Annotated in this window: 19 protein-coding genes; 7 read left to right on the forward strand and 12 right to left on the reverse strand. The window is 64.5% G+C overall.

The genetic code is table 11. The features are described from left to right. Position 1: 1 nt before the first annotated feature. From ACTDXD_RS07960 to ACTDXD_RS07975, 4 genes are all read right to left on the reverse strand, one after another. Complete coding sequence (locus tag ACTDXD_RS07960) at positions 2-706, reverse strand: ABC transporter ATP-binding protein (RefSeq protein WP_440126529.1); 705 nt, start codon at positions 704-706, stop codon at positions 2-4. After that, complete coding sequence (locus ACTDXD_RS07965; protein ID WP_440126530.1) at positions 703-1,446, reverse strand: ABC transporter ATP-binding protein; 744 nt, start codon at positions 1,444-1,446, stop codon at positions 703-705. Before ACTDXD_RS07965 ends, ACTDXD_RS07960 begins: the two co-directional genes overlap by 4 nt. Next, the gene (locus tag ACTDXD_RS07970) at positions 1,439-3,709 is read right to left on the reverse strand and encodes an ABC transporter permease (RefSeq protein ID WP_440126531.1); all 2,271 of its coding nucleotides are present in this window, start codon (positions 3,707-3,709) and stop codon (positions 1,439-1,441) included. Before ACTDXD_RS07970 ends, ACTDXD_RS07965 begins: the two co-directional genes overlap by 8 nt. Positions 3,710-3,771: 62 nt before the next feature. Then, the gene (locus ACTDXD_RS07975) at positions 3,772-5,196 is read right to left on the reverse strand and encodes an ABC transporter substrate-binding protein (protein ID WP_440126532.1); all 1,425 of its coding nucleotides are present in this window, start codon (positions 5,194-5,196) and stop codon (positions 3,772-3,774) included. 262 nt (positions 5,197-5,458) lie between these two features. On the opposite strand from ACTDXD_RS07975, the gene ACTDXD_RS07980 reads away from it, so the two are divergent. Next, entirely contained in the window at positions 5,459-7,123 is a 1,665-nt protein-coding gene (locus tag ACTDXD_RS07980) for a class I adenylate-forming enzyme family protein (RefSeq protein WP_440126533.1), read from the forward strand. Positions 7,124-7,228: 105 nt separating this feature from the next. Here the strand turns inward: ACTDXD_RS07980 and ACTDXD_RS07985 are convergent, their stop codons facing one another. Then, the gene (locus ACTDXD_RS07985; RefSeq protein WP_440126534.1) at positions 7,229-8,104 is read right to left on the reverse strand and encodes an amidohydrolase family protein; all 876 of its coding nucleotides are present in this window, start codon (positions 8,102-8,104) and stop codon (positions 7,229-7,231) included. A gap of 184 nt (positions 8,105-8,288) precedes the next feature. Between ACTDXD_RS07985 and ACTDXD_RS07990 the strand changes: the two genes are divergently transcribed. The 4 genes from ACTDXD_RS07990 (at position 8,289) to ACTDXD_RS08005 (ending at position 12,161) form a co-directional block, all read left to right on the forward strand. Beyond that, the gene (locus ACTDXD_RS07990) at positions 8,289-9,293 is read left to right on the forward strand and encodes a siderophore ABC transporter substrate-binding protein (RefSeq protein WP_440126535.1); all 1,005 of its coding nucleotides are present in this window, start codon (positions 8,289-8,291) and stop codon (positions 9,291-9,293) included. 75 nt (positions 9,294-9,368) lie between these two features. Beyond that, the gene (locus ACTDXD_RS07995; RefSeq protein WP_440126536.1) at positions 9,369-10,349 is read left to right on the forward strand and encodes an ABC transporter permease; all 981 of its coding nucleotides are present in this window, start codon (positions 9,369-9,371) and stop codon (positions 10,347-10,349) included. Next, positions 10,342-11,409, forward strand: coding sequence for an iron chelate uptake ABC transporter family permease subunit (locus tag ACTDXD_RS08000; RefSeq protein ID WP_440126537.1), 1,068 nt, complete (start codon positions 10,342-10,344; stop codon positions 11,407-11,409). Before ACTDXD_RS07995 ends, ACTDXD_RS08000 begins: the two co-directional genes overlap by 8 nt. Then, positions 11,406-12,161, forward strand: coding sequence for an iron ABC transporter ATP-binding protein (locus tag ACTDXD_RS08005; protein ID WP_440126538.1), 756 nt, complete (start codon positions 11,406-11,408; stop codon positions 12,159-12,161). Before ACTDXD_RS08000 ends, ACTDXD_RS08005 begins: the two co-directional genes overlap by 4 nt. Before the next feature lie 18 nt (positions 12,162-12,179). On the opposite strand, the gene ACTDXD_RS08010 is transcribed toward ACTDXD_RS08005, so the two are convergent. Then, complete coding sequence (locus ACTDXD_RS08010; protein ID WP_440126539.1) at positions 12,180-12,704, reverse strand: ribonuclease H family protein; 525 nt, start codon at positions 12,702-12,704, stop codon at positions 12,180-12,182. Between the two features lie 91 nt (positions 12,705-12,795). Between ACTDXD_RS08010 and ACTDXD_RS08015 the strand changes: the two genes are divergently transcribed. Together ACTDXD_RS08015 and ACTDXD_RS08020 are read left to right on the forward strand one after the other, a co-directional pair. Continuing rightward, positions 12,796-13,701 (forward strand): DNA-3-methyladenine glycosylase family protein, encoded by a 906-nt coding sequence (locus ACTDXD_RS08015; RefSeq protein WP_440127582.1) that lies wholly within the window; start codon positions 12,796-12,798, stop codon positions 13,699-13,701. A gap of 58 nt (positions 13,702-13,759) precedes the next feature. Further along, positions 13,760-14,218, forward strand: a complete 459-nt coding sequence (locus ACTDXD_RS08020; protein WP_440126540.1) for a MarR family winged helix-turn-helix transcriptional regulator — start codon at positions 13,760-13,762, stop codon at positions 14,216-14,218. A gap of 21 nt (positions 14,219-14,239) precedes the next feature. Here ACTDXD_RS08020 and ACTDXD_RS08025 read toward each other — a convergent pair whose 3' ends face one another. From ACTDXD_RS08025 to ACTDXD_RS08050, 6 genes are all read right to left on the reverse strand, one after another. Then, positions 14,240-15,391: an acyl-CoA dehydrogenase family protein gene (locus ACTDXD_RS08025; protein ID WP_440126541.1), complete on the reverse strand. Its 1,152-nt coding sequence runs from the start codon at positions 15,389-15,391 to the stop codon at positions 14,240-14,242. Positions 15,392-15,481: 90 nt separating this feature from the next. Further along, a complete protein-coding gene (locus ACTDXD_RS08030) occupies positions 15,482-16,999 on the reverse strand; it encodes an acyl-CoA synthetase (RefSeq protein ID WP_440126542.1) in 1,518 nt (505 codons plus the stop codon). A 66-nt stretch (positions 17,000-17,065) separates the two neighbouring features. Beyond that, on the reverse strand, positions 17,066-17,845 hold the full coding sequence (locus ACTDXD_RS08035; protein WP_440127583.1) for an enoyl-CoA hydratase: 780 nt from the start codon (positions 17,843-17,845) through the stop codon (positions 17,066-17,068). Between the two features lie 52 nt (positions 17,846-17,897). Next, the gene (locus ACTDXD_RS08040) at positions 17,898-18,707 is read right to left on the reverse strand and encodes an NmrA family NAD(P)-binding protein (RefSeq protein WP_440127584.1); all 810 of its coding nucleotides are present in this window, start codon (positions 18,705-18,707) and stop codon (positions 17,898-17,900) included. Between the two features lie 15 nt (positions 18,708-18,722). Continuing rightward, complete coding sequence (locus tag ACTDXD_RS08045; protein ID WP_440126543.1) at positions 18,723-20,675, reverse strand: hydantoinase B/oxoprolinase family protein; 1,953 nt, start codon at positions 20,673-20,675, stop codon at positions 18,723-18,725. Beyond that, positions 20,672-22,774 (reverse strand): hydantoinase/oxoprolinase family protein, encoded by a 2,103-nt coding sequence (locus tag ACTDXD_RS08050; protein WP_440126544.1) that lies wholly within the window; start codon positions 22,772-22,774, stop codon positions 20,672-20,674. Before ACTDXD_RS08050 ends, ACTDXD_RS08045 begins: the two co-directional genes overlap by 4 nt. Between the last annotated feature and the right edge of the window lie 143 nt (positions 22,775-22,917).

Consider the following 22,917-nt stretch of genomic DNA (forward strand, 5'->3'; position numbering starts at 1 on the left):
GTCATCCTCCTAGATAACTGGTAGACAGTGCTTCTTCGATCTCCGCCGGATCACCGGTGCGAACCACTCGACCCTGCAGCATCAGTGCGGCACTGGTCGCGATGGGAAGCACTGCCCGCGCAAACTGCTCCGCGACGAGAATCGAAACACCTTCGGCTGCGAGCTCACCGACGATGTCGTAGATCTGCGAGACGATTCGAGGGGCAAGGCCCATCGACAGTTCGTCGAGCAGCAGCACGGTCGGGTTGGTTCCCAACGCGCGCGACAGAGCGAGCATTTGCTGCTCGCCACCCGACATCGAGCCCGCGAGCTGGGTTCTCCGCTCACCGAGAATCGGGAATCGGGTGTACGCAACCTCTTCGAGATCGGGGAGCGAAACACCGGTTCCGGTAGCGATCCACAGGTTCTCCCGCACCGTCAGGTTCGGAAAGACCCCTCTCCCTTCCGGGATCGAGCAGACTCCCAGGCGTGCCAATTCTGCCGCGGACGCGCCGTTGACAACGCTTCCGGCCAGCCGGAACTCTCCCGAACCCACCGGATGAATTCCGGAGCACACCTTCAGCGTTGTCGTCTTACCACCGCCGTTGGGCCCGAGCAGCGCGACGACAGCTCCCGGTTCCACGACTATGTCGACGCCGTGGAGAACCTCGATCGATCCGTACGCCGCTCGCACATCGACGAGTTCGAGCAACGGTTCGGTGCTCATACCGCCTCCTCCTCGGTTCCGATGTACGCGTTGATCACTGCCTGATCGTTCTTGATCTCGTCCGGGTCGCCGCTGGCCAGAATCGCGCCGTAGTCGAGCACGTGGATCGTCGAGCACAGCTTCATCACCAGAGGGATGTCGTGTTCGACGAGGCAGATCGAAAGGCCTTGCTCTGCAAGACCGGTGAGCAGGTCGGCGAACTGGTCAGTTTCCTGCTCCGTCTGGCCGGATGCGGGCTCGTCGAGCAACAGAACCCGTGGGGACGTCATCAGCGCTCGCGCCACCTCCACCACGCGAGCACGTCCGGTGGGGATGTCGGAGACATCCTTGTCTGCAATATCGGCGAGTCCGGTGAGCTCGAGAAGCCGGTCCGTCTCGGATTCCACATCGATACGCGTCCGGGAATTGGCGTTGTGGATGTCGCCTGCCACGCGCAGGTTGTCCCGCACCGACAGCGACACGAACAGTTCGAGTCGCTGGAAGGTGCGGGCAAGGCCCTGCCTGGCGCGCTTGTACGGCGGCGCGGAGGTGATGTCGCGGCCATCGAGGAACACCTTGCCTGCCGTCGGCTTCTGTAGCCCCGTGATGGTGTTGAACAACGTGGTCTTGCCAGCACCGTTCGGGCCGATCAGTCCGGTGATCGTCCCGTTCGAAATCTGGATGCTCACATCTTTGACTGCTTTGTGACCACCGAATTGAACAGTGACACCTCGTGTTTCGAGGATCGGCGTGTCAGCCATTGGTGACCAGCTCCTTATCGCTCCGTGTGGGAGGCGTCGACAGGTACTCCGCGATGCCGAGTTCGTGGTCGATCTCGTCGCGCACCTGCTCGCTGTAGGGCTCGTCCACACCCACACGCTCCGGTACCAGTGGCTCACGGCGCTTCGCTTCCTCTGCTCCGAGTACGGCCTCGGGCATCAGCCATTGCCCGACGACAGGGAGCATGAACACCGTCGCGATGGTGATCGACGCAAACCACCAGTTGTCCAACACACCGACGAGCGCAAGGAGATACGAGACCAGTACCACGGCCGCTCCACCGGCCAGTACCGGCTTCGCGTTCGCGAGGGTGCGGTACCCCTCGATCACCTGGTGCACACTACCGCTGGGGTTGAGCGCAACGCCGATACCGATCAGCGCCGGGCTCACCGCGGCAACGTTGCCGAAGAACGTCCACATGTCGGCGTGCCCGGGCTGCGCCGTCGCGAGGTTCGCGAAGGTGGTCATGATGACCGCGAAACCGATACCCGACATCAGGCCGCCGAACAAGGCGCCCGAGACGTAGCCGATGCCCGCCACGACGGTGAGCATCAACAACGACAGGCTCACCATGATCGAGAAGCTCTCGTTCGACACCGACCCCATCGCGCTCGCCATGAAGAGTCCTCCGAGACCGGCGATGCCGGACGACAGCGCAAAGACGCCGAGTTTGAGCCGGACGAGGCTCTGCCCGAGCATCGCGGACGCCGCGGGGCTGTCCTTCATCGCGGCCAGACGCCGGCCGTAGCCACTGTTGCGCAGGGCGATCACGCCCACGCCGAGCACGGCGAAGAGGACCGTCATGGTCATGAGGAACACGGTCTCGTTGCGCAGATCGAGTGGTCCGACCTTCAATGGCGGGATCGCGATGTTGCCGTCGGTGAAGATCGAGAACTGGACACCGAAGAGTTCACGCTGGGTGGTGTCGCGCAGCACCATGTTCGACAGGAACACACCGAATGCCATGGTCGCCAATGCCAGATACAGGCCGCGGAGCCGCAGCGCAGGCAACGCGATCAAACCACCGATCACCGCCGCCGCGGCGACGCCGAGCGCCACGCCCCATAAATTGAGGTGGGCGGCGAGTCCGGCACCCGATATACCGAAGTGGAACGCGACGATCGTGGAGATCGCGCCGAACGACACCGGCGCGAGGTTCATCTCGCCTGCGTATCCGGTGAGAAGCGTCAACGACAGCGCGATGATCGCGAATGTCATACCGATCGTCATCGTCGTCACCGCCGAAGTCACCATGAGCAGGCGGATCGCGTAGACGATGATTACCAGCGCCACAGCCCACGCCACCGCCTTCCGTACCGACGGCACGTGGTAGCGCTCGCGGGTTCGGGTGACCGCGCCGCGCAGACGATCCTGAGGCAGCACGATCAGCACCACGAACAGCGCGATCATCGGCAGTGATACACGGAAATTCGACGTCCAGTTCCAGGAGGTCGGGAAGTACGCGAGTACGTAGGTGGCCGCCAGACCCAGGAAGATCGCTCCGGCGAACGTCCGAGGAATACTGCGCAGGCGACCGAACATCGCTGCGGCGAAAGCGTCGATGACGAGCAGCGTCAGCATGTTCGCTTCGAGAGTGCCGCCATTGATGGGGGTGATCAGGATGCCGGCGAGTACCGCGAGAGTCGATCCCAACACCCACGACAGCGCGGCGAGACGATCAGGGTCGTGTCCGTTGAGCCGCAACAGATCCGGATCGTCGACGACGCCACGCATCGCCACGCCCGTACGGGTCCGGGTGAACATGATGCGCAAGCCCACTGCGATGAGAATTGCGACGGCGATGCAGATCAGTTCGTGGTAGCGGATGCCGACGCCGAGGATCTCGATTCCGCTCTGGTCACCGAAGAACATCGCCATGGTGCGCGGTTCTTCCGGATGCCAGAACCAGTGCGAGATGGAGACCATGCCGAGAAGGATCGAGACGGTGACGACGATCTTCGTCACCTCGGCCGTGTCACGCATTCCGCGCATGATGACCGTGTAGAGGAACAGGCCCATGAGCGGGCCGAGGAGGCCGAGCACGATGAGTAGTGCGACGGGGGTGGGAAGGCCCCAGCCGACTTTGAACTGCCAATAGGCGAAGGCCCCGAGCATCGCCTGCGCGCCGTGCGCGAAGTTGAAGATGCCCGATGTGTTGTAGGTGAGAACAAGGCCCGATGCTGCGATCGCATATACCGATCCGAGCACCAATCCCAGAACTGTGAAGGTCAAGAAGGTGTCCATACGAAAACCTCTGCTCGTCGGTGCCGGCAGCGCGTACGCCGCCGGCACCGGTCGTCATCGGATCAGGAAACCGGCCTGATGATGTTGGGATTCAGGTACTTCGTTGCGATGCGGTCGGGGCCGAGCTCGGTTCCCCACGTGCTCGCGTCGGTGGCAACCAGGTAACGGTCGTCGCACTTGAAGGTGCCCGCCTCCGCAGGGAACGCCTGCGAGAACTCCGCACCTGTCATCGTGGTGACCAGGCCGCACTTGGCCGGCATGTTGGCACCCGGATCGGTCACCGCGTGCAGTCCGCCGCCGTCCCACTCGTGGATCTTCGACAGTTCGTCGACCATGCACTGGCGAGTCAGGTCCGAGCCGCATTCTTCCGCGGCGGTCGCCCACAGCAGGAACGACGAGGTCGCCTGCATGCCGAGCAGCGCGGTCTTACCGCCCTTCTCACTGATGATGTCGACGTAGTCCTTCACAGCAGGAACAGTGTCGGCGGACTCGATCATCTGGAAGGTCATACCGGCATTGAGGTTGTCGAGCAGACCGCCGTTCGCACCGTTCCACTCGCGCGCAGCGTCGCCGTACCAGGTGGCCTCACCCATGAGAATGGGATCGATTCCGACCTGGTCGAGAGCCTTGACGAAGTTGAATTCGGCGGGCACCGGCGACCTCGACGTCCACAGGCCCTTGACGCCGCATTCCTTGTACTTCTCGGCGAACGGGACGTAGCTGGACTCACCCTCGTAGTTGAGGGTCACGCCGCAGTCCTTCAGGCGGAAGCCCGCCGCCTCCGCGATCGAGCGGGTCTTGGTGGTCGAGGTGATGATCGTCGGCATCGTGGAATTGATGACGTCGAAGTCGTTCAGCATGTCGGGGTGCATTTCGGCCATCTGGAACCACTGCGACCCGTTGGCGAAGTCCACAGGGAACGGCACACCTTGGAAGGTCATCGGCCCGTTCGCCGCATCCGGCGAGACAGTGAACGCCGGGACCGCCGCAAGGTTGCAGGCGACACGGGTCTGCTCGGACGTCTGATCCATAGCGAAACCGTGCCCGACCAGCATGAACTCGGCGCCGCAGGCGTTCTGCATGACGGCGTTCGCCTGAGTCATCGCGCCGTCGTAGTAGGTGCCCACGATTTGCCGACCGTTGATGCCGCCCTGCTCGTTGCACCAGTCGATCATCGCGGAAACAGCGTCGCCCATCTCCTTGTTCAGGCCCGGGCTCTTGGTGTAGCCGCTGTCGTCGCCGTAGCCGATACGGATTTCCGTGTCGGTGACGCCCTGATCGGTCGATCCGGCGGCATCTCCTGCACCACAGGGGGACTCGAGAGTTCCGAACTTCACTTCCGACGGCGCGGACGCCGCTTCCGCAGCGGCGACCGGGGCCATGCCGGCAGCAGCCGGATCCGTCCCTCGATCCGACGCACAGGCCGAGGTCACCGCCATGGTGGCGGCCAAACCTGCCACCAGTTTGGCCGCAGTACTTCGTTTCACGATGTGGAGCTCCTTCGTCCGGGGCGCGCGCCGAGAATGGCGAGGATCGGGACCTCGCGGCGGCATGTCGGTGCGGCGAAAGTAACCAGCGTCATGCAACGGACATCCCGGACTCCCGGTGAGTGAGACTCCGAAGTGATCGTCACCACAGCCCACTCCCGGTCAGTGGTAGCGATCACGCCATACTGGACACCGAGCGTGAGATCGTCGCTCCGCAAAAGTTGCTCAACCCCCACGGCGACACCAACGAAAGGCGATCGAAGTGACAGCACCAGCGGACGTCCAACAGATGCTGCAGAAGGTCGTATCCCAGCTGACAGGACCGGGCGGACGGTTCGAGATCGCTGTGGAGGAAGTTCGTGGTAATCGCATCCCGGTGATGGTCAATCGCGACCGGCGCATCAGCGATGTGATCGCGAAGTCGAAGGAGTGGGGCGACCGCGACTACATCGTCACGGCAGATCGACGCATGACCTTCGCGCAGCACGCCGACGCGGTCGCTGCGCTGGCCACAACCCTGCGCGACGACTACGGCGTGGGCAAGGGCGATCGTGTCGCACTCCTCGGAGCCAATTCTCCCGAGTGGATCGTCGCGTTCTGGGCGGCACAGGCCCTCGGCGCGATCTCTGTCGGGCTCAACTCGTGGTGGGTGCCCGCCGAGATCGCCTACGGTGTCGACCTCGTGAAACCGAAGGTGATCGTCGCCGACGCCAAACGCGCCGCGTTGCTCGCCAAGGCGGAAGTGTCCGGGTTCGAGCTGCTCTCGATGGAAGAGGACGTGCCTCGCATCGTCGCCGCGGCATCCGGCGCCGAACTCCCGGCAGCCGACGTCGCCGAAGACGATCCCGCCGTCATTCTGTTCACCAGCGGCACGAGCGGCCGGCCCAAGGGCGCCGTGCACTCCCAGCGGAATCTGCTCGCCGTCATCGACTACCACCGTTTCAACGATGCGATGATGTCGGCCATGTACGGGCGCCCGTACGACGATTCCACGCCGAGCGACCTCCGCTACCTTCTGACCTCGCCGCTGTTCCACATCGCGAGCCTCCACAATCTCGCTGTTCCCCGGCTCGCCACGGGTAGCGCTCTCGTCATGACCGAGGGCGCCTTCGACGTCGACAAGGTCTTCTCCCTGATCGAACGCGAAAAGGTCACCAACTGGGGCGCCGTCCCGACCATGGCGTCACGCATGCTCGACCATGAGAACACCGACAAGTACGACCTGTCGTCACTGAGTGCATTCGCGCTGGCATCGGCGCCGTCGTCGCCTGCCTTCAAGAAGCGGCTGCAGGAGAAGTTCCCCTTCGCTCAGCAAGCACTGGTGGACAGCTACGGCCTGACCGAGTGCAGCACCGCCATCGCAGTGGCAACCGCACCCGAGATCGAAGCGTTTCCCGGCACGCTCGGCAGTCCGATCCTCACGGTGAGCATGGAGATCCGCGACCCGTTCGGCGAGAAGGTCGACGAGGGTGTCGAGGGTGAGATCTGTGTCCGCAGCCCGTTCGTGATGCTCGGCTACTGGGACAACGACGCCGCCACCGCGTCCGCAATCACTGCCGATGGCTGGCTGCGCACCGGCGACTTCGGAACGCTGGAGAACGGCCGTCTCCGGTTGACCGGCCGACGCTCGGATCTGATCCTGCGTGGCGGCGAGAACGTGTACCCGACCGAGATCGAGCAGGCCCTCGACGAGCATCCCGATGTCCAGGAATGCGCGGTCATCGGTGTCGACGACAACGACCTCGGACAGGAGGTCGGTGCGGTGGTTGTACTTCACGCAGGCAGCGATGCCACCGAAGACGATCTTCGGGACTTCCTGAAGGAACGTCTGGCCTACTTCAAGGTCCCGAAGACCTGGAGGGTCACACAAGATCTGCTGCCGCGTAACGCAACCGGAAAGATCATTCGGCGCGACCTCAGCGTCTGAAATCGGTCGGGTCGCACCACCGAACGTCTTCACAAGAGAAAAAGGCAGATACAGAACTCCGGAAGGTCTGTATCTGCCTTTTCCCGTTGTATCGGGCGGGCGCTGCTATCCCAGGCCGAACAGTGCGGCGGCGTTGTCGTGGCACACCTGACGTACCCACGCGGAATCCGGCGCGAACCGCTCGATCACCTCGAGTTGGTGGAGGTAGCCGTACGGAATGTTGGGGAAGTCGGTGCCGAGAAGAATCCGCGACCGCAAGGCATCGAGCCTGGGCAGTGCCGCCTCCGGAAACGGCATGTCGGCTTCCACGAAGTCCGTGAACGCCATCGTCGTGTCGAGGTACACGCGCGGGTATTCGTCCGCGAGGTCGAGAAATGCCTCGTACTCCGGCATCCCCATGTGGGCGATGATCACTGCCAGGTTCGGGTATCGGCGCATCAGTTCGGCCATCGGTCCCGGTCCGGTGTGGGTGCCGGGCGCCGGCCCCGACCCGCAATGCACCACGATCGGTAGCCCTTCGTCCTCGAGCAGGCCCCACACGTCCTCCAGCTGCGGATCTAGTGGTGTGTAGTCGCCGACCTGGATGTGGGATTTGAACACGACCGCACCCGACGAGATCGCATCGGCAACATAGGATGCCGCGCCGTCCTCGGGATAGAACGTTGCGGTGTGCAGGCAGTCCGGGGTGCGGGCGGCGAAATCGGCTGACCACGCATTGAGCCACGCCGCCATCTCCGGCCGATGCGGGTAGAGCATCGACGTGAAGTACCGGACACCGAACGCGCGCAGTCGCTCGACGCGCTCCTCCTCGGTGTGCCGGTAGGTGATGGGCCAGGTCCGTCCGACGAGCGGCCCTGCCGTGTCGAAGTACTCCCAGACCTTGTCCATCACGTTCTTCGGCATGAAGTGCGTGTGGACATCGATGAGCTCATCGATGCCGTGCCGCCGACGGAACTGCGCAATTTCCTCGACCTCGTTCACTCAGCGACCGTACCGCGGTGGTTGAGGCTTCCGCCCGCGCACCCACCACCGGCCGAAAGCACGAGTTCAGGGGCGGATCCGAAGCCGGACTAGCAAAGTTTCTGGGTTAGGTTATGCTAACCGTTTTATAAGGTGTCCCAAAGGCCTTACCCAACCCTTTGTAAGCAAGCAGCAAGGAAGTTTGATGAACGCATCCCGCCTGTACCGAGGTGCCGTCCTCGGCACACTGGCTGCCCTGGCCCTGACTGCATGTTCGAGTGATCCCGCCACCGAGACCACCGACGATGCCGCAACCACCATCACGGTGGAGGACAACTTCGGCACACAGACGGTCACCGTGCCCCCGCAGTCCGTGGTCGCCACCGACAACAGCACGTTCGAGACCCTCGACACGTGGGGCATCCCTCTCACCGCAGGCGCAGTCACCCTGATGCCGGACACGATCTCCTACACGGAGGACGAGAGCATCATCGATCTCGGCTCCCACCGGGAGCCCAACCTCGAAGCCGTCGTCGCCGTCGAACCCGACCTGATCATCAACGGCGGCCGCTACGGGCAGTACCGCGAGAAGTTCCAGGAACTCGCACCGGACGCGACCATCGTCGAGGTCGCTCCTCGCGACGATGAGGCGTTCGACACCGAGCTCAAGCGCGGCGTCACGGTCCTCGGTGAGATCTTCTCGAAGCAGGACGAGGCACAGGCACTGAGCGATGCGTTCGACGAGTCGATCGCGCGGGTCAAGGCCGCCTACTCTCCCGAGCAGAGCGTCATGGGCCTGATCGTCTCCGGCGGCGAAATCGGTTATGTCGCCCCGAGCACCGGCCGCACCATCGGTCCCATGTTCGACATCTTCGGTCTCACCCCTGCGCTCGAAGTTCCCGAAGGAACCGACGACCACCAGGGCGACGACATCTCCGTGGAGGCCATCGCCGCCTCCAACCCGGGCCTGATCATCGTCATGGATCGCGACGCCGCTGTCGCCTCGGATGAGGCCGGCTACCAGCCCGCCGCGACCGTGCTCGAGAACTCCCCCGCACTGCAGAACGTGCCTGCGGTCCAGGAAGGCAACATCATCTACCTGCCCGCCGACACCTACACCAACGAGAGCATCCAGACGTACACGGAATTCTTCAACTCGCTTGCGGACCTGCTCGAGAAGAACGCGGCACCGAGCACAGAGAACAACTGAGTCACAGCGTCGAACGCCGTGTGCCCGGCCCGCGGCCGGGCACACGGCCGACGTGATTACAGAGCAGAGAACGACATGACCACGCAAGCTCCACTCGCCCGGACTCGGGACACGCTCTTCGACTGGAAACTCCTCCTGGGCTTCCTCGGGGTCGGCGTCCTGCTGATCGCGTCGCTGTTCACCGGTGTGTTCGACATCTTCGGCGGCGACTTCGGCTGGGAGATGTTCAGCATCACCCGGATCCCCCGCACGATAGCGCTGGTACTGGCCGGTGCGGCGATGGCGATGTCCGGCCTCGTCATGCAGCTGCTCACTCAGAACCGCTTCGTCGAACCGACCACCACCGGCACCACCGAGTGGGCGAGCCTGGGCCTGTTGATCATGCTCATCGTCTTCCCCACCGCGGGCCTCATGCCCAGGATGATCGGCGCCATCGTCGCCGCCTTCATCGGAACGATGGTCTTCTTCCTGTTCCTGCGGCGGGTGCAATTGTCGTCGTCGCTGATCGTCCCCATCGTCGGCATCATGCTCGGTGCTGTCGTCGGGTCCATCACCACCTACATCGCCCTCGCCACCGACAAACTTCAGAGCCTGGGCATCTGGTTCGCCGGGAGTTTCACGTCCATCATCAAGGGCCAGTACGAAGTGCTCTGGATCGTCGCCATCGTCGCGCTGCTCGTGTTCGTCGTAGCCGATCGGTTCACCGTCGCCGGTCTCGGTGAGGACGTGGCCACGAACGTCGGACTGAACTACAACCGCATCATCCTGCTGGGAACAGGGCTCATCGCCATCGCCACCGCAGTCGTGACGGTCGTGGTGGGTGCCCTTCCGTTCCTCGGGCTCATCGTCCCCAACATCGTCTCGATGTTCCGCGGCGACGACCTGCGCAGCAACCTCCCCTGGGTGTGCCTGCTCGGCATCGCCATCGTCACCGTGTGCGACCTGATCGGGCGCACGATCATCATGCCGTTCGAGATCCCCGTGTCTTTGATCCTCGGCGTCGTCGGTTCCGTCGTCTTCATCTCTCTGCTTCTCCGGAGCCGCCGCAATGCCTGAGACAACCGTCGAATCGATCGCTCCTGTCACCGCCCCCGTCCCCTCGGTCGAGTCCGGGCACACCGGTTCCGGAGCATTCGCGACCGCGCGGCAGCAACGTCGCTACTGGATTCTCATAGGCGCCCTCGCAATTCTCTCGGTTCTGATCGCCGTGGGCATCGTGACCTGGAACAACCCTGTTCCGTTCGGGACCGCCGGATACTGGCGGATCACGCAGATGCGTGCGGGCAGCCTCCTCGTGATCGCGCTCGTCGTCGTGTGTCAGGCCGTCGCGACGGTGTCGTTCCAATCTGCCACCAACAACCGCATCATCACGCCGTCGATCATGGGGTTCGAAGCCCTCTACGTCGCGATCCAGACCGCCGCCGTCTTCTTCCTCGGCGCGGTAGGGGTGACGCTGTTCCAGGGGGTCGCGCAGTTCGCCCTGATGGTGGTGCTCATGGTGGGCTTCTCCCTGATGCTCTACGGCTGGCTGCTGTCCGGTAAGTACGCAAACCTGCAGGTGATGCTGCTCGTCGGCATTGTCCTCGGTGGCGGTCTCGGCTCCGTGGCGACGTTCATGCAACGCATGCTCACCCCCAGCGAGTTCGACATCCTCACCGCCAAACTGTTCGGGTCGGTGTCCAATGCGGATTCGTCCTACCTCCCTCTGGCGGTCCCGCTGTGCGTCGTGTCGGCAGCGATCCTGTGGTGGCGTGCGCGCAGGCTCGACATCATCGCGTTGGGCAAGGACGTGACCACGAACCTCGGCCTGAACCATCGCCGCGAGATCATCCTCATCCTGTTTCTCGTGTCGGTGCTCATGGCAACCACAACCGCGCTGGTCGGTCCCCTGACATTCCTCGGGTTCCTCGTCGCCACCCTGGCCTATCAGTTCGCGACCACTCACGAGCATCGCTACGTGTTCCCGGTGGCGATCCTGACCGGGTTCGTCATCCTCGGCGGTGCCTATTTCGTGCTCAAGAACATCTTCTACGCCGAGGGCGCCGTGTCCATCATCATCGAGGCCGTCGGCGGTTCGGCCTTCCTCTACGTGATCCTCCGGAAGGGCAGATTGTGATCGAGATCAAGGGACTCCGTAAGGAGTACAGCAGCACGGTCACGATCGGCGAGATCGACCTCACAATCCCCAAAGGCGGCATCACCGCCCTGGTCGGGCCCAATGGCGCAGGCAAGTCGACGATGCTGACGATCGTGGGACGGTTGCTCGGTGCCGACGCCGGAACCATCGAGATCGCCGGTTACGACGTTTCGAGCACCAAGTCGAAAGACCTCGCGAAGATCGTCTCGGTGCTCCGCCAGGAGAACCATTTCGTCACCCGGTTGACGGTTCGTCAGCTCGTCGGCTTCGGTCGCTTCCCGCATTCGAAGGGCCGCCTCACCCGCAAGGACGAGGAGGCCATCACCCAGGCCATCGAGTTCTTCGGACTCACCGACCTCGAACACCGCTACCTGGATCAGCTCTCCGGCGGGCAGCGGCAGCGCGCCTACGTGGCCATGGTGCTGTGCCAGGACACCGACTACATCCTGCTCGACGAACCGCTGAACAACCTGGATATGAAGCACTCGGTCCAGATGATGCAGCACCTCCACAAAGTCGCAGTCGAGCTCGGGCGCACCGTGGTCATCGTGCTCCACGACATCAACTTCGCCGGCCACTACGCCGACCGGATCTGCGCCATGAAGGACGGCAAGGTCGTCGAGTTCGGAACCCCCGACGAGATCCTGGTGGACGAGGTCCTCACCGGTGTGTTCGACACCCCCGTCACCTGTGTCGACGGGCCGAACGGCCGCCTCGCCGTGTACTACTGATCCGAGCGGTTCACCGACTCAGAACAGCGTCATCTCGACGTCGGCGGCGGGGGCCGTCTTCTTGGGCTTGACCACGGCAGGCGCGACCGTCGGCACCTCGATCGGGCCCGGTCGGGCCGCGGCCTCTCGCGCAGCCTCACCGGCAAGCTTGTCGGCGACCTCGTTGAAGTGGTTGCCGACGTGCCCACGCACCCAACGGAAGCGCACCGGACCCTTACGCTCGGAGATCTCCCGGTCGATGTCGCGAACCAGGTCGAGGTTCTTCACCGGGGCGCCGGCTGCTGTCTTCCAGCCCTTGCGCTTCCAGCCGGGCAGCCACTCGGACGCGCACTTGATCGCGTACTGGGAATCGGATTCGATGAGCAACGGGTCCGGTCCTGGATGAGCACGGAGCGCTTCGAGCAGCGCCCGCAGCTCCGCGATCTGATTGGTACCGGAGCGATCACCACCCGACGCGCTGGGGCCTTCGTGATTGACCCACGCCCACCCGATAGCGCCACCGGGATTGCGCAAGCAGGATCCGTCGGTGCTCACGATGATCATGCGCGAACCATAGCCTTTCCCTCCGACACCGTCTAAACCCGAGTTTCGTTCACGGGCGTACGGTGATTCGGTGCCCGCGTCCACGTTCACCATGGACACCCGTATAAGAGTGCCATGGCCGGTCGACCTCGTGTCGACCCTCCGACCTCTCCAGCGTGGCGCGTGGGATCCATGTCACCGCACCGACGGCACCGCGGTGTGGCGGGTGTCGCGAATGGAATCCGGGCCGGTGACCTACCGCCTGACCCAGGACGGCCCGAACGGAGCACGCGCCCAACTGTGGGGACCGGGTTCGGCCGAACTGCAGGAACAACTCCCCGCCCTGCTCGGTGCGCACGACGACCCGTCCGGCTTCGCACCCGAGCATCCCGCGCTCGTCGAAGCCCACCGGCGACTCCCCGCACTGCGGATCACACGCACCGGACGCGTCCTCGAAGCGCTCGTCCCTGCCGTCCTCGAACAACGAGTGCACGGCGTAGCCGCGTTCGCATCGTGGCGTCGTCTCGTCACCCGTTTCGGCGACCAGGCACCGGGCCCCGCACCGGCGGGTATGCGCGTGCCACCGAGCGCGCAGGTGTGGCGCCGCGTCCCATCGTGGGAGTTCCACAAGGCAAACGTCGACCCGGCCCGGGCCCGCACGATCGTGCGGTGCGCGCAGCTCGCCGACCGCCTGGAACGCCTGTGCGACGACGCGCCGGACCGAGCTCAGCAGAAACTACGGACGCTTCCGGGGATCGGGGTGTGGACTGCTGCCGAGATCGCGCAGCGCGCATTCGGCGACGCAGACGCCCTCTCCGTGGGTGACTATCACCTGTCGAACGTCATCGGCTGGTCGCTGCTCGGAGAACCTCTCGACGACGCGGGAATGGTCGAATATCTCGAACCGCTACGCCCTCATCGCTATCGAGCGGTGCGCTTGATCACCGAATCCGGCGGGTACTCCCGAATCCCGAAACGCGGACCCAGAACGGCGATCACCGATCACCGCGGACGCTGAGCGTGGCGCACCGCACGAAACTCGCTTCACGGACATGGCCGAACGTAGACTCCGTCGCATGCCCGCCACCGATGCCCCAACCGGTCCGGCCCGACTCGAGCTCCTTCCGAGCTTCCTTCTCAGTCAGGCTGCGCGACACGTCCACCGCGTCGTGTTCGACCGGCTCGACGCCTCCGATGCTCGCGGACACCACTACCGCGTCCTCGCCGCGCTCGACGAGTACGGGCCGTCCAGCCAGGTCGAGTTGGGACGCCGGTGCGGTCTGGATCGCAGCGACGTCGTGTCCGTTCTCGACGAACTGGTCGATCGTCATTTCGTCGAACGTGCTCCCGATCCGAGCGACGGACGCCGGAACATCATCAGTCTCACCCGTCGAGGGCGGAACCGGCACTTCGACCTCCAGCTCACGCTCACCGCAGTACAGGACGTGGCGTTCGCCCCACTCGATGCGGACGAACGCGCCCAGCTGGCTGCGATGCTCACCAAGCTGGTGGGGCATCACACCCGCAACGACTGAATCGTTCGACCTCGGCAACCTCTACAACGACCGCGCGATGAGTGACTTCATTACTTCGTTCGCACCTGCGTAGATCCGCTGGACGCGTGCGTCCTCGTACATCCGCGCGATCAGATACTCGCGCATGTACCCGTAGCCACCGTGCAGCTGCACGCACCGGTCGATCACTTCGCACTGCTTGTCGGTGAGCCAGTACTTGACCATCGCGGCGTCGGACGCATCCAGCTCCGATCGCAAGTGCTTCTCGATGCAGTAGTCGAGGAACACCCGGCTGGTGCGCGCGATGGTCTGACACTCGGCGAGTTCGAATGCGGTGTTCTGGAACTCGAACAGACTGTGCCCGAAGGCCTCCCGTGACTTGGTGTAGCGGACGGTCTCCTCGACCGCACGTTCCATCGCGCCTGCGGCCTGCGCGCCGATGATGAGCCGCTCCTGCACGAGTTGCGCCATGAGCTGGCCGAATCCGAGACCTTCGGACTCACCGAGCAGGTTCGATACCGGCACTCGTACATCGACGAACGACAACTCAGAGGTGTCGGCCGCGTGCTGGCCGACCTTGTCGAGCACGCGGCCCACCGTGAACCCCGGAGTGTCACGCAGGTCGACTATGAGCAGCGAGACGCCTTTGGCGCCTGCTTTCGGATCGGTTTTGACGGCGAGGACGATCACGTCCGCCGAGGAGCCGTTCGTGATGAACGTCTTGCTGCCGTTGACGACGTAGTGGTCGCCGTCGCGGATCGCACTGGTCTTGATCGCCTTGAGGTCGGATCCAGCGGTCGGCTCGGTCATGCCGATCGCGCCGAGGATCTCACCGGTGGCCATTCCCGGCAGCCACGTCTTCTTCTGTTCTTCGGTGCCGTATTCGAGGATGTAATGCGCGACGATGCCGCTGTGCACCGAGACTCCGAATGCGAGATCGCCGGAATAGCCCTGAGCTTCGAATACTGCAAGGTCGTGCGCGAATGTCCCTCCGCCGCCGCCGTATTCTTCGGGCACCGAGCACAGCAACAGCCCCAGCTTGCCCGCCTTGAACCACACCTCACGGTCGATGCGCCGTTGAGCGTCCCACTTCTCGGCATGAGCCATGACTTCGCGCGCGAAGAAGTCGTTCGCGAGGTCGCGCACGGCGCTCACTTCGTCGTCGTACCATGCGGGGACGTGCTTGTTCACCATGGACTGTTCCGATCGTTGTGGCCGAATGTCACCTTCGGTTAGTTGAAGTGACCGAAGGTGACATTCGGCCAATCAGGCAAGGGCGATGGACTATTCCGAACGCAGCTCCCGCTTGAGGAGCTTGCCGCTCTGGTTTCGCGGCAGGGTTTCGACGAACCGAACCGCTTTGGGAACCTTGAACGGCGCCAGACGCTGCTTCACGTGATCGACGAGTTCACTCTCGGTGACGGTCTCGCCGTCCTTGAGCACGACCACCGCGGTCACGGCCTCGATCCACTTCTCGTCCGGCATTCCGATCACTGCAACTTCGGCGACCGCGTTGTGCGTGTAGATCGCGTCTTCGACCTCGCGCGAGGCAACCAGAATGCCGCCGGTGTTGATGACATCCTTGATGCGGTCGACCACCGTGATGAATCCTTCGGCGTCGCGCGTGACGAGGTCGCCGGAGTGGAACCATCCGTCGCGGAACGCTTCTGCCGTCGCCTCGGGATTGTCCCAGTAGCCGATGCACAGTTGCGGCGACCGGTACAACACCTCACCCGATTCCCCGTCGGGAACATCGTGGCCCTCGGCATCGACCACGCGGGTCTCGACGAACAGGATCGCCTTTCCGCACGACGACGGACGCTCCTCGTGCTCCTCGGGGCGCAGCACGCACGCAAGCGGACCGATCTCGGATTGGCCGAAGCAGTTGTAGAAATCCAGGTCCGGATAGCGCTCGCGCAATCGGTTGAGCACCGTGACAGGCATGATCGACGCACCGTACTGAGCCTTGCGCAGCGACGACAGGTCGCGGGTATCGAGGTCGGGGTGGTTGGCGAGCGGCACCCACACGGTCGGTGCGAGGAACAGCGACCCGATCGATTCTTCCTCCACCAGGCGCAGCACCTGCGGAATGTCGGGGGCAGGCAACAAGCGGATCGTTGCGCCGATCGCGAGATACGGGAGCATGAACACGTGCATCGCCGCCGAATGGTAGAGCGGCATGCAGATGAGCGGATTGTCGTCGGCTGCGAGATCGAGCGCGACGATCGACGAGGTGTATTCGAACACGAGCGCGCGATGAGTCATCATGGCGCCCTTGGGCTTCGATGTGGTGCCCGAGGTGTAGAGGAGCTGCACGAGATCGGTGTCGGTCGCGGCAGAATCGACAGCGGGGACGTCGCCGGTTTCAGCGATGGCGAGGAGTGACCCGTCTTCGTCGCGCAGGGGCAGGACGATCTCGGCAGGCACATCCGAGCGCACCGCGTCGATGTTCTCCCGGAGCGCCGGGTCGACGAGTATCGCCCGCGCACCCGACTGCCCGAGCAGATAGACCAGCTCTTCACCGCGGAGCGCGTAGTTGATCGGCACGTGCACGAGCCCTGCACGCGCGACGGCGAGGTACCCGATGACGTAGGCGTCGGAATTGGTGCCGTATGCAGCAACCCGATCGCCCGGGCCGAGACCGAGCGACAGCAGGTGTGCAGCAGCGCGGGACACTGCGTCGTCGAGTTCGCGGTAGGTGACGGTGCGGGCCTCGAACCGCAATGCGACACGATCGGGGAAGCGTCCGGCAGAGCGGCGGACGATGGCATCGACAGTGCTCGAGCGAGGATCGGGACTCATATCGACGAGGTTATAGGGCGTCCAACAATCGGTCCAGACCCAGGATCGACCGGGTGCCGAAGCCTCTCAACGGCCCTGCCACACCGGGGTCCGCTTCTCCACGAAGGCAGTCATGCCTTCCTGCGCATCGCAGATCATCGCGTTCTGGGCCATCGTCTCGCCCATCGCCTCGTACGCTTCGTCCTGGGGCAGATCGATCTGGCGATAGAACGCCTCCTTGCCGATCTTGACCGTCGCGGGAGAGGCACCGACGATCTTCGCCGCCAACGTCGCCGTCTCGATCTCCAGTTCTTCCGGGTCGACGACGAAGTTCACCAGACCCCAGTCTGCGGCGGTGTGCGCATTGATCGTTTCGCCCGTAAGCAACATCTGCAGCGCACGCTTGCGCCCGATCGCGCGGCTCACCGCCACCATCGGCGTCGAGCAGAAGAGTCCGATCTTCACACCCGGCGTACCGAACACCGCGGCGGACGACGCAATTGCGAGATCGCATGCCGCTACCAGCTGACACCCCGCCGCGACCGCCGTGCCCTGCACCGAGGCGATCACGGGCTGCGGGATCGCCTGCACCGTCTGCATCATCTCGGTGCAGGTATCGAACACGGCCCGCTCCTCGTCGAGGGTGCGGCCGATCATCTCGCGCAGGTTGTGTCCGGCCGAGAACACCGGCCCCTCCGCCCGGATCACGATCACCCGGACCGCGGGCTCCGCGGACAGCGCCTTCAGCCCCAGCGTCACCTCCCGCATGACAGCGACCGACAATGGATTGCGCTGGTCGGGCCGGTTGAGGGTGAGCACACCGATCTCGGCGGTTTCGTCGACCGCGATGAGCACGGACGCGGGCATGGACTCGTCGGCGGAGCGGCCGTTCGCGTGGTGATCCGTCACAGTCCCCTTACTACACCACCGCGCCGATCCGGGCAGGTGGACGACCCAGAAGCCCGTGTAACTGCGCGCTACCGGCAACGAATCCGTGCCGGTCGTAGAAGTCGAACATCGCGGCCAGGCGTGCACGTGCGTCGTCTGTGAGTCCGCGCCCGTGCCGCTCCATCCATTCGGCCACCGGCACCTGCGAGACCATCACCGGCCCACGCGCTCGACGACACAACTGCCGAACGCTGAGCGACTCCGGACCACCGAGCTCATAGGTAGCACCGTGGTGGACGTCGGCGCCCTCGCCGAGGACACGGGCGGCAACCGATGCGACGTCTGCGAGTGCGACGAACGAGAACCGTGCATCCGGGTCGTACGGCACCTCGAGTGTGCGCACCGACCCTTCGAGCACCGCGGCGAAGTTCTCCGCGTACGCGCACGGTTGCAACACCGTCCACCGCACGCCGCCGAACGTATGCAGTTCGTCCTCGCATCGTGCCTTGTCCAGATGGTGCGGCATCCCGGGCGAATACGGCCACGCAACGGAGTGATAGACGACGTGGTCGACACCCTCCTCCACAGCAGCCGCGAGCGCCCGGCGCAACAACGCCGGCTCATCGGGATGCACGTTGGGGGCGATGAAATACACACCACTGCATCCCGAAAGGGCCTCGCCGAGACCGGCTCCGGTCTCGAGGTCGACGGCCCGATCGCCCGCCCGCCGGGCGGTATGCACCACCCGGCGAACAGAAGCCTTCCCCTCGAGTGCCGCCACGACGGCGGCTCCCGTCTTCCCGGCGGCGCCGATCACTGCAAGATCAGCGCCGCCGGACATGAAGGCAACCACGAGTCAGTTCCCGATGAAGTCGTACTCGGCGAACTTGGCTCCCCCGGAGAGCCTTTCGTAACCGGGACCACGATCGAAGAACGGCTCCTCCGCAGCGCGCTCCGAGCGCATCTGCTCGCGCAATGCCTCGGTTGCCGAGATGTCCGCGACCGGCGCGTCGACGGGGGCATCCTTCAGGACGACACCGTAATCGGCACGCGCTCCGTCTACCGACACCTTGCGCCACAGCACATCTCGTACCACCTCGTCAACGGGCCGGTCGAGCGGGTCGCCCCAACCGCCGCCACCAGTGGTGCGAATCCGGACCACTTCGCCTGCCTTGATGGGCTCGGCGTCGGTGAGCGCGTCGAATTCGCGTTCGTCGGGGGCGCCAGGATTCAGCACCACCGAGAACGGTCGCCCCGCCTTACCGCCCTTGACTCCCCAGCACGACAGAATCGATCGGTCGGCGATGGACATGAAGTGCGCGTCCTTGAGCATCCGGATGTGCTTCTCGTATCCCAGGCCGCCGCGGTACCGACCCGCTCCACCGGAATCGACGGCCAGACCCAGCTTTTCGACGATGAATGGGAACCGGCTCTCGGTGAACTCCGTCGGCAGATTGCGCGAGTCGGGAACCACATGGATGGTGTCCTCGCCGTCCGCGTAGTTGCGTCCACCGGAGCCACCGCCCAGTACCTCACGCATGAGGTACGAGTGGCCCTCGAAGTCCTCGCCGTACACACCGGTGTATCGGATGGTCTCCTGGTCGGCGGGCATGTTGCCGTCGACGGCCTTCGCAACCACACCGGCCAGCACACCGAGCAGACGCAGGATCACGAATGTGCGGGCATTGGTAGGCGCCGGGAAGATCGGCGTGATGAGCGTGCCCTTTTCGGGGAACTTCATCTCGATCAACGGCACGACGCCCTCATTGACGTCGAGTTCGGCCATGCGTTCCGGGGTGTCCGCCAGATTGCGGAGGATCGGGGCCAGCCACTTGATGAGGAAGTTGCCGTCGGCGTAGTCGCCGCAGTGGTTGATCGGTCCCTTCGCCTGTGGACCGGTGCCGTTGAAGTCGAGGATCAGGCGTTCCCCGCCCTCGTCCTCCGGCCCCGTCTTCGTCAGGGTGATCCGCTGAACGTGCAGCATCGGCTCGTCCACGCCGTCATGCTCGGCGTAGTCCTCCCAGGTGTATTCACCCTTCGGGATCTTGCTGAGGATCTCGCGACGGTAGGTCTCCGTAGTGGCGTCCATCATCGCGTCGAAGCAGGACTCGACGGTCTCCACGCCGTACCGCTCGAACAGTTCCGTGAGACGCCGCGCACCCATGAGGCACGCGGAGCATTCGGCGTCGAGGTCCGCGGCCAGCGCGTCGGGTGTCCGCGAGTTGCGGGTCATGATGCGCAGCGCTGCCTCGTTGGGAACACCCTGGTCCCACAACTTGATCGGCGGAACCATCAGGCCCTCTTCGAACACCGTGGTCGCACCCGACGGCATCGATCCCGGGCAGCAACCACCGATGTCGTCGTGGTGGCCGAACGCCTGCACGAACGCAACGACCGTCGGTTCCGTTTCACCGGGGCGGGTTGCGAACACCGGCACCGTGACGCACAGGTCCGGCAGATGGCCGATGCCACCTTCGGACAGGTAGACGTCGTTGTGGAAGAACACGTCGCCGGGCTTCATGGTGTCGAGCGGGAAGTCGCGCGCGACGGGGTGCACGAGCGCCGAATACGAACGGCCGGTGAGCTTGCGGAGGTTCCGGTCGTGGATTCCTGCGCGGAAATCGTGGGCGTCGCGGATCATCGGCGACCGTGAGGTCCGCGAGATGGAGGTCTCCACTTCCATCTCGACACTCGCGAGGTAGCCGGCGACGATCTCCACGAGCACCGGATCGGGTGCTGCTCCCCCGGCGTCGGTCAGCCGATAGGGTTTCGCCGCCTGGGCTGCGGCGGAATCGAGGATCGCGGTCATCGGTTCGCTCCGTTCGAGTCGGACGTCTTGGTGATGCGGATGTTCCCGAACGCGTCGACGCGCGCGCGGAATCCGGGGTGGACGGGAATGGTGGAGCTGAACTCCTCGATCACGGCGGGCCCGTCCAGCTCGTCGCCTGCACCGAGCAGGGTCCGGTCGTACACCTCGGTGGTGACCCACTCGTCGAAGTACGCCTCGCGGGTGCCGGTGATCGCGACGTGGGCGCCGCGGCCTGCGGCGATCTCCTTCAATTCGGGACGCTTGATGGGCCCGATACCACTGACCCGGAGATTGACCCACTCCACATGCTGGTGCGGATCGCCACAGAAGTCGTATCCGTAGAGTTCCCGGTGGGCCTCGTGGAACCGTGCGGCTGCCTCGTCCATCAGCTCCTGGGTGACCGGCCCGTCGCCGAGCGGTACTCGCACCTCGAAGGCCTGTCCGAGGTACCGGAGGTCTGCCGAGCGTGCGTAGCGACGCTCGTCGGGAGCGAAACCTTCATCGGCGAGCGCGCGCTCGGCTTCCACCGCGAGCGCGTCGAGTCCGGTCTGCAGCTCGGCGACCTGCAACCGGTCGTGCCTGCTCACGTGCGTCTGCACGTAGTCGTTGCGGACGTCGACAGTGAGCAGGCCGAACGCCGAGACGTTGCCGGGATTGAGCGGGACCAGGACATCCTTGAGACCGAGGATGTCGATGAGCCGGCACGCGAGCAACGAGCCGGAACCGCCGAAGGTGACGAGCGTGAAGTCTCGGACGTCGAGCCCCCGCTTGACGGTGACCTGCCGCAACGCATTGGCCTGGTTCCACGCCGATACTTCGAGGATGCCCGTGGCGCAGGCTTCGAATTCGAGCCCAAGCCGGTGGGCGAGCTCTTCGACACCCTTGCGGGCGAGTTCGGTGTCGAGGGGGATCTCGCCGCCGAGCAGGTGGGGCGGAATGCGGCCGAGCAGCACGTGCGCGTCGGTGATGGTCGGCTCGTCGCCACCTTTTCCGTAGCACAACGGGCCGGGATCGGCGCCTGCCGACTGCGGGCCCACACGGAGGGTGCCTTCCGGAGTCATCCACGCGATCGAACCGCCACCGGCACCGACGGTGACCACGTCGATCATCGGGATCTTCGACGGGTACACGCCGACCCGGCCCTCGGTGGTCAGAGCGGGCTCGCCGCCGACCACCACGGTGACGTCGGTGGAGGTGCCGCCGCCATCGCATGTGAGCACCTGATCGACTCCCGCGACACCCGCGATGAGCGCCGCTCCGAGCGCACCGGCAGCGGGACCGGACAGGACGGTTGTGATCGGCTGATTCACAACCTCTTTCGCCGACAGCACACCGCCATTCGACTTCATCACGTAGAACGGAATGTCGCGTGATTCGCCGTCGAGCGAGGAGAACTCGCGCAGGCGATTCGCGATGTTGCCGACGTAGCTGCGGATATTGGGCTTGACGGAGGCATCGACAAGCGTCGTGATGGACCGCTCGTACTCACGGTACTCGCGCAGCACCTCGCTCGAGATGCTCACCGTCGCCTCGGGATACTCGTCGAGCAGAATTTCCTGAACGCGGCGCTCGTGGTCCGGGTTCGCGTACGAGTGCATCAGGCACACGCCGATGGTGCGCACATCGCTCTCCCGGAAGAACCGGGCGGCGGCACGGACATCGTCCTCGTCGAGCGGGCGGATCTCCTTGCCTTCGAAGTTGAGTCGACCTCCGACGGTCTTGACCCGGTCGGCAGGCACGATGCGGTCGGGCTTGACCCAGAAATAGGAGTTGCCGTAGCCGTCGGGGACGGACTGGCGGGCGATCTCGAGTACGTGTTCGTAGCCCTCGGTAGTGATGAATCCGAGGTGGCCGACCTTGCCTTCGAGCAGCTTGTTGGTCGCAACGGTGGTGCCGTGGCTGACGGCTCCGATCGCGTCGCCGGTCTCACCGAGTTTCGCGAGCACCTTCTCGATGCCGGCGAGAAATCCCACCGCCGGGTCTGCCGGGGTCGACGGGGTTTTCGTCGTGACGATCGCACCGGACTCGTCGTCCACTGCCACGATGTCGGTGAATGTTCCGCCGGTATCGATACCGACCCGAATCTTCCTGGATCCCACGCTTCCTCCTGGGTTCGTCTCGCCGGTTCTTCCCTGACGCTTGTTGCCATTCCACCCGCTGCGCGACGCTGTTTCTTTGTCACATTTCGCCGAACTCTCTCCGGATTGTTGGGGGTTCTGCATCGGCCGCTGTACAGACGACG

Source organism: Rhodococcus sp. SJ-3 (assembly GCF_051918125.1).
GTDB lineage: Bacteria > Actinomycetota > Actinomycetes > Mycobacteriales > Mycobacteriaceae > Rhodococcus.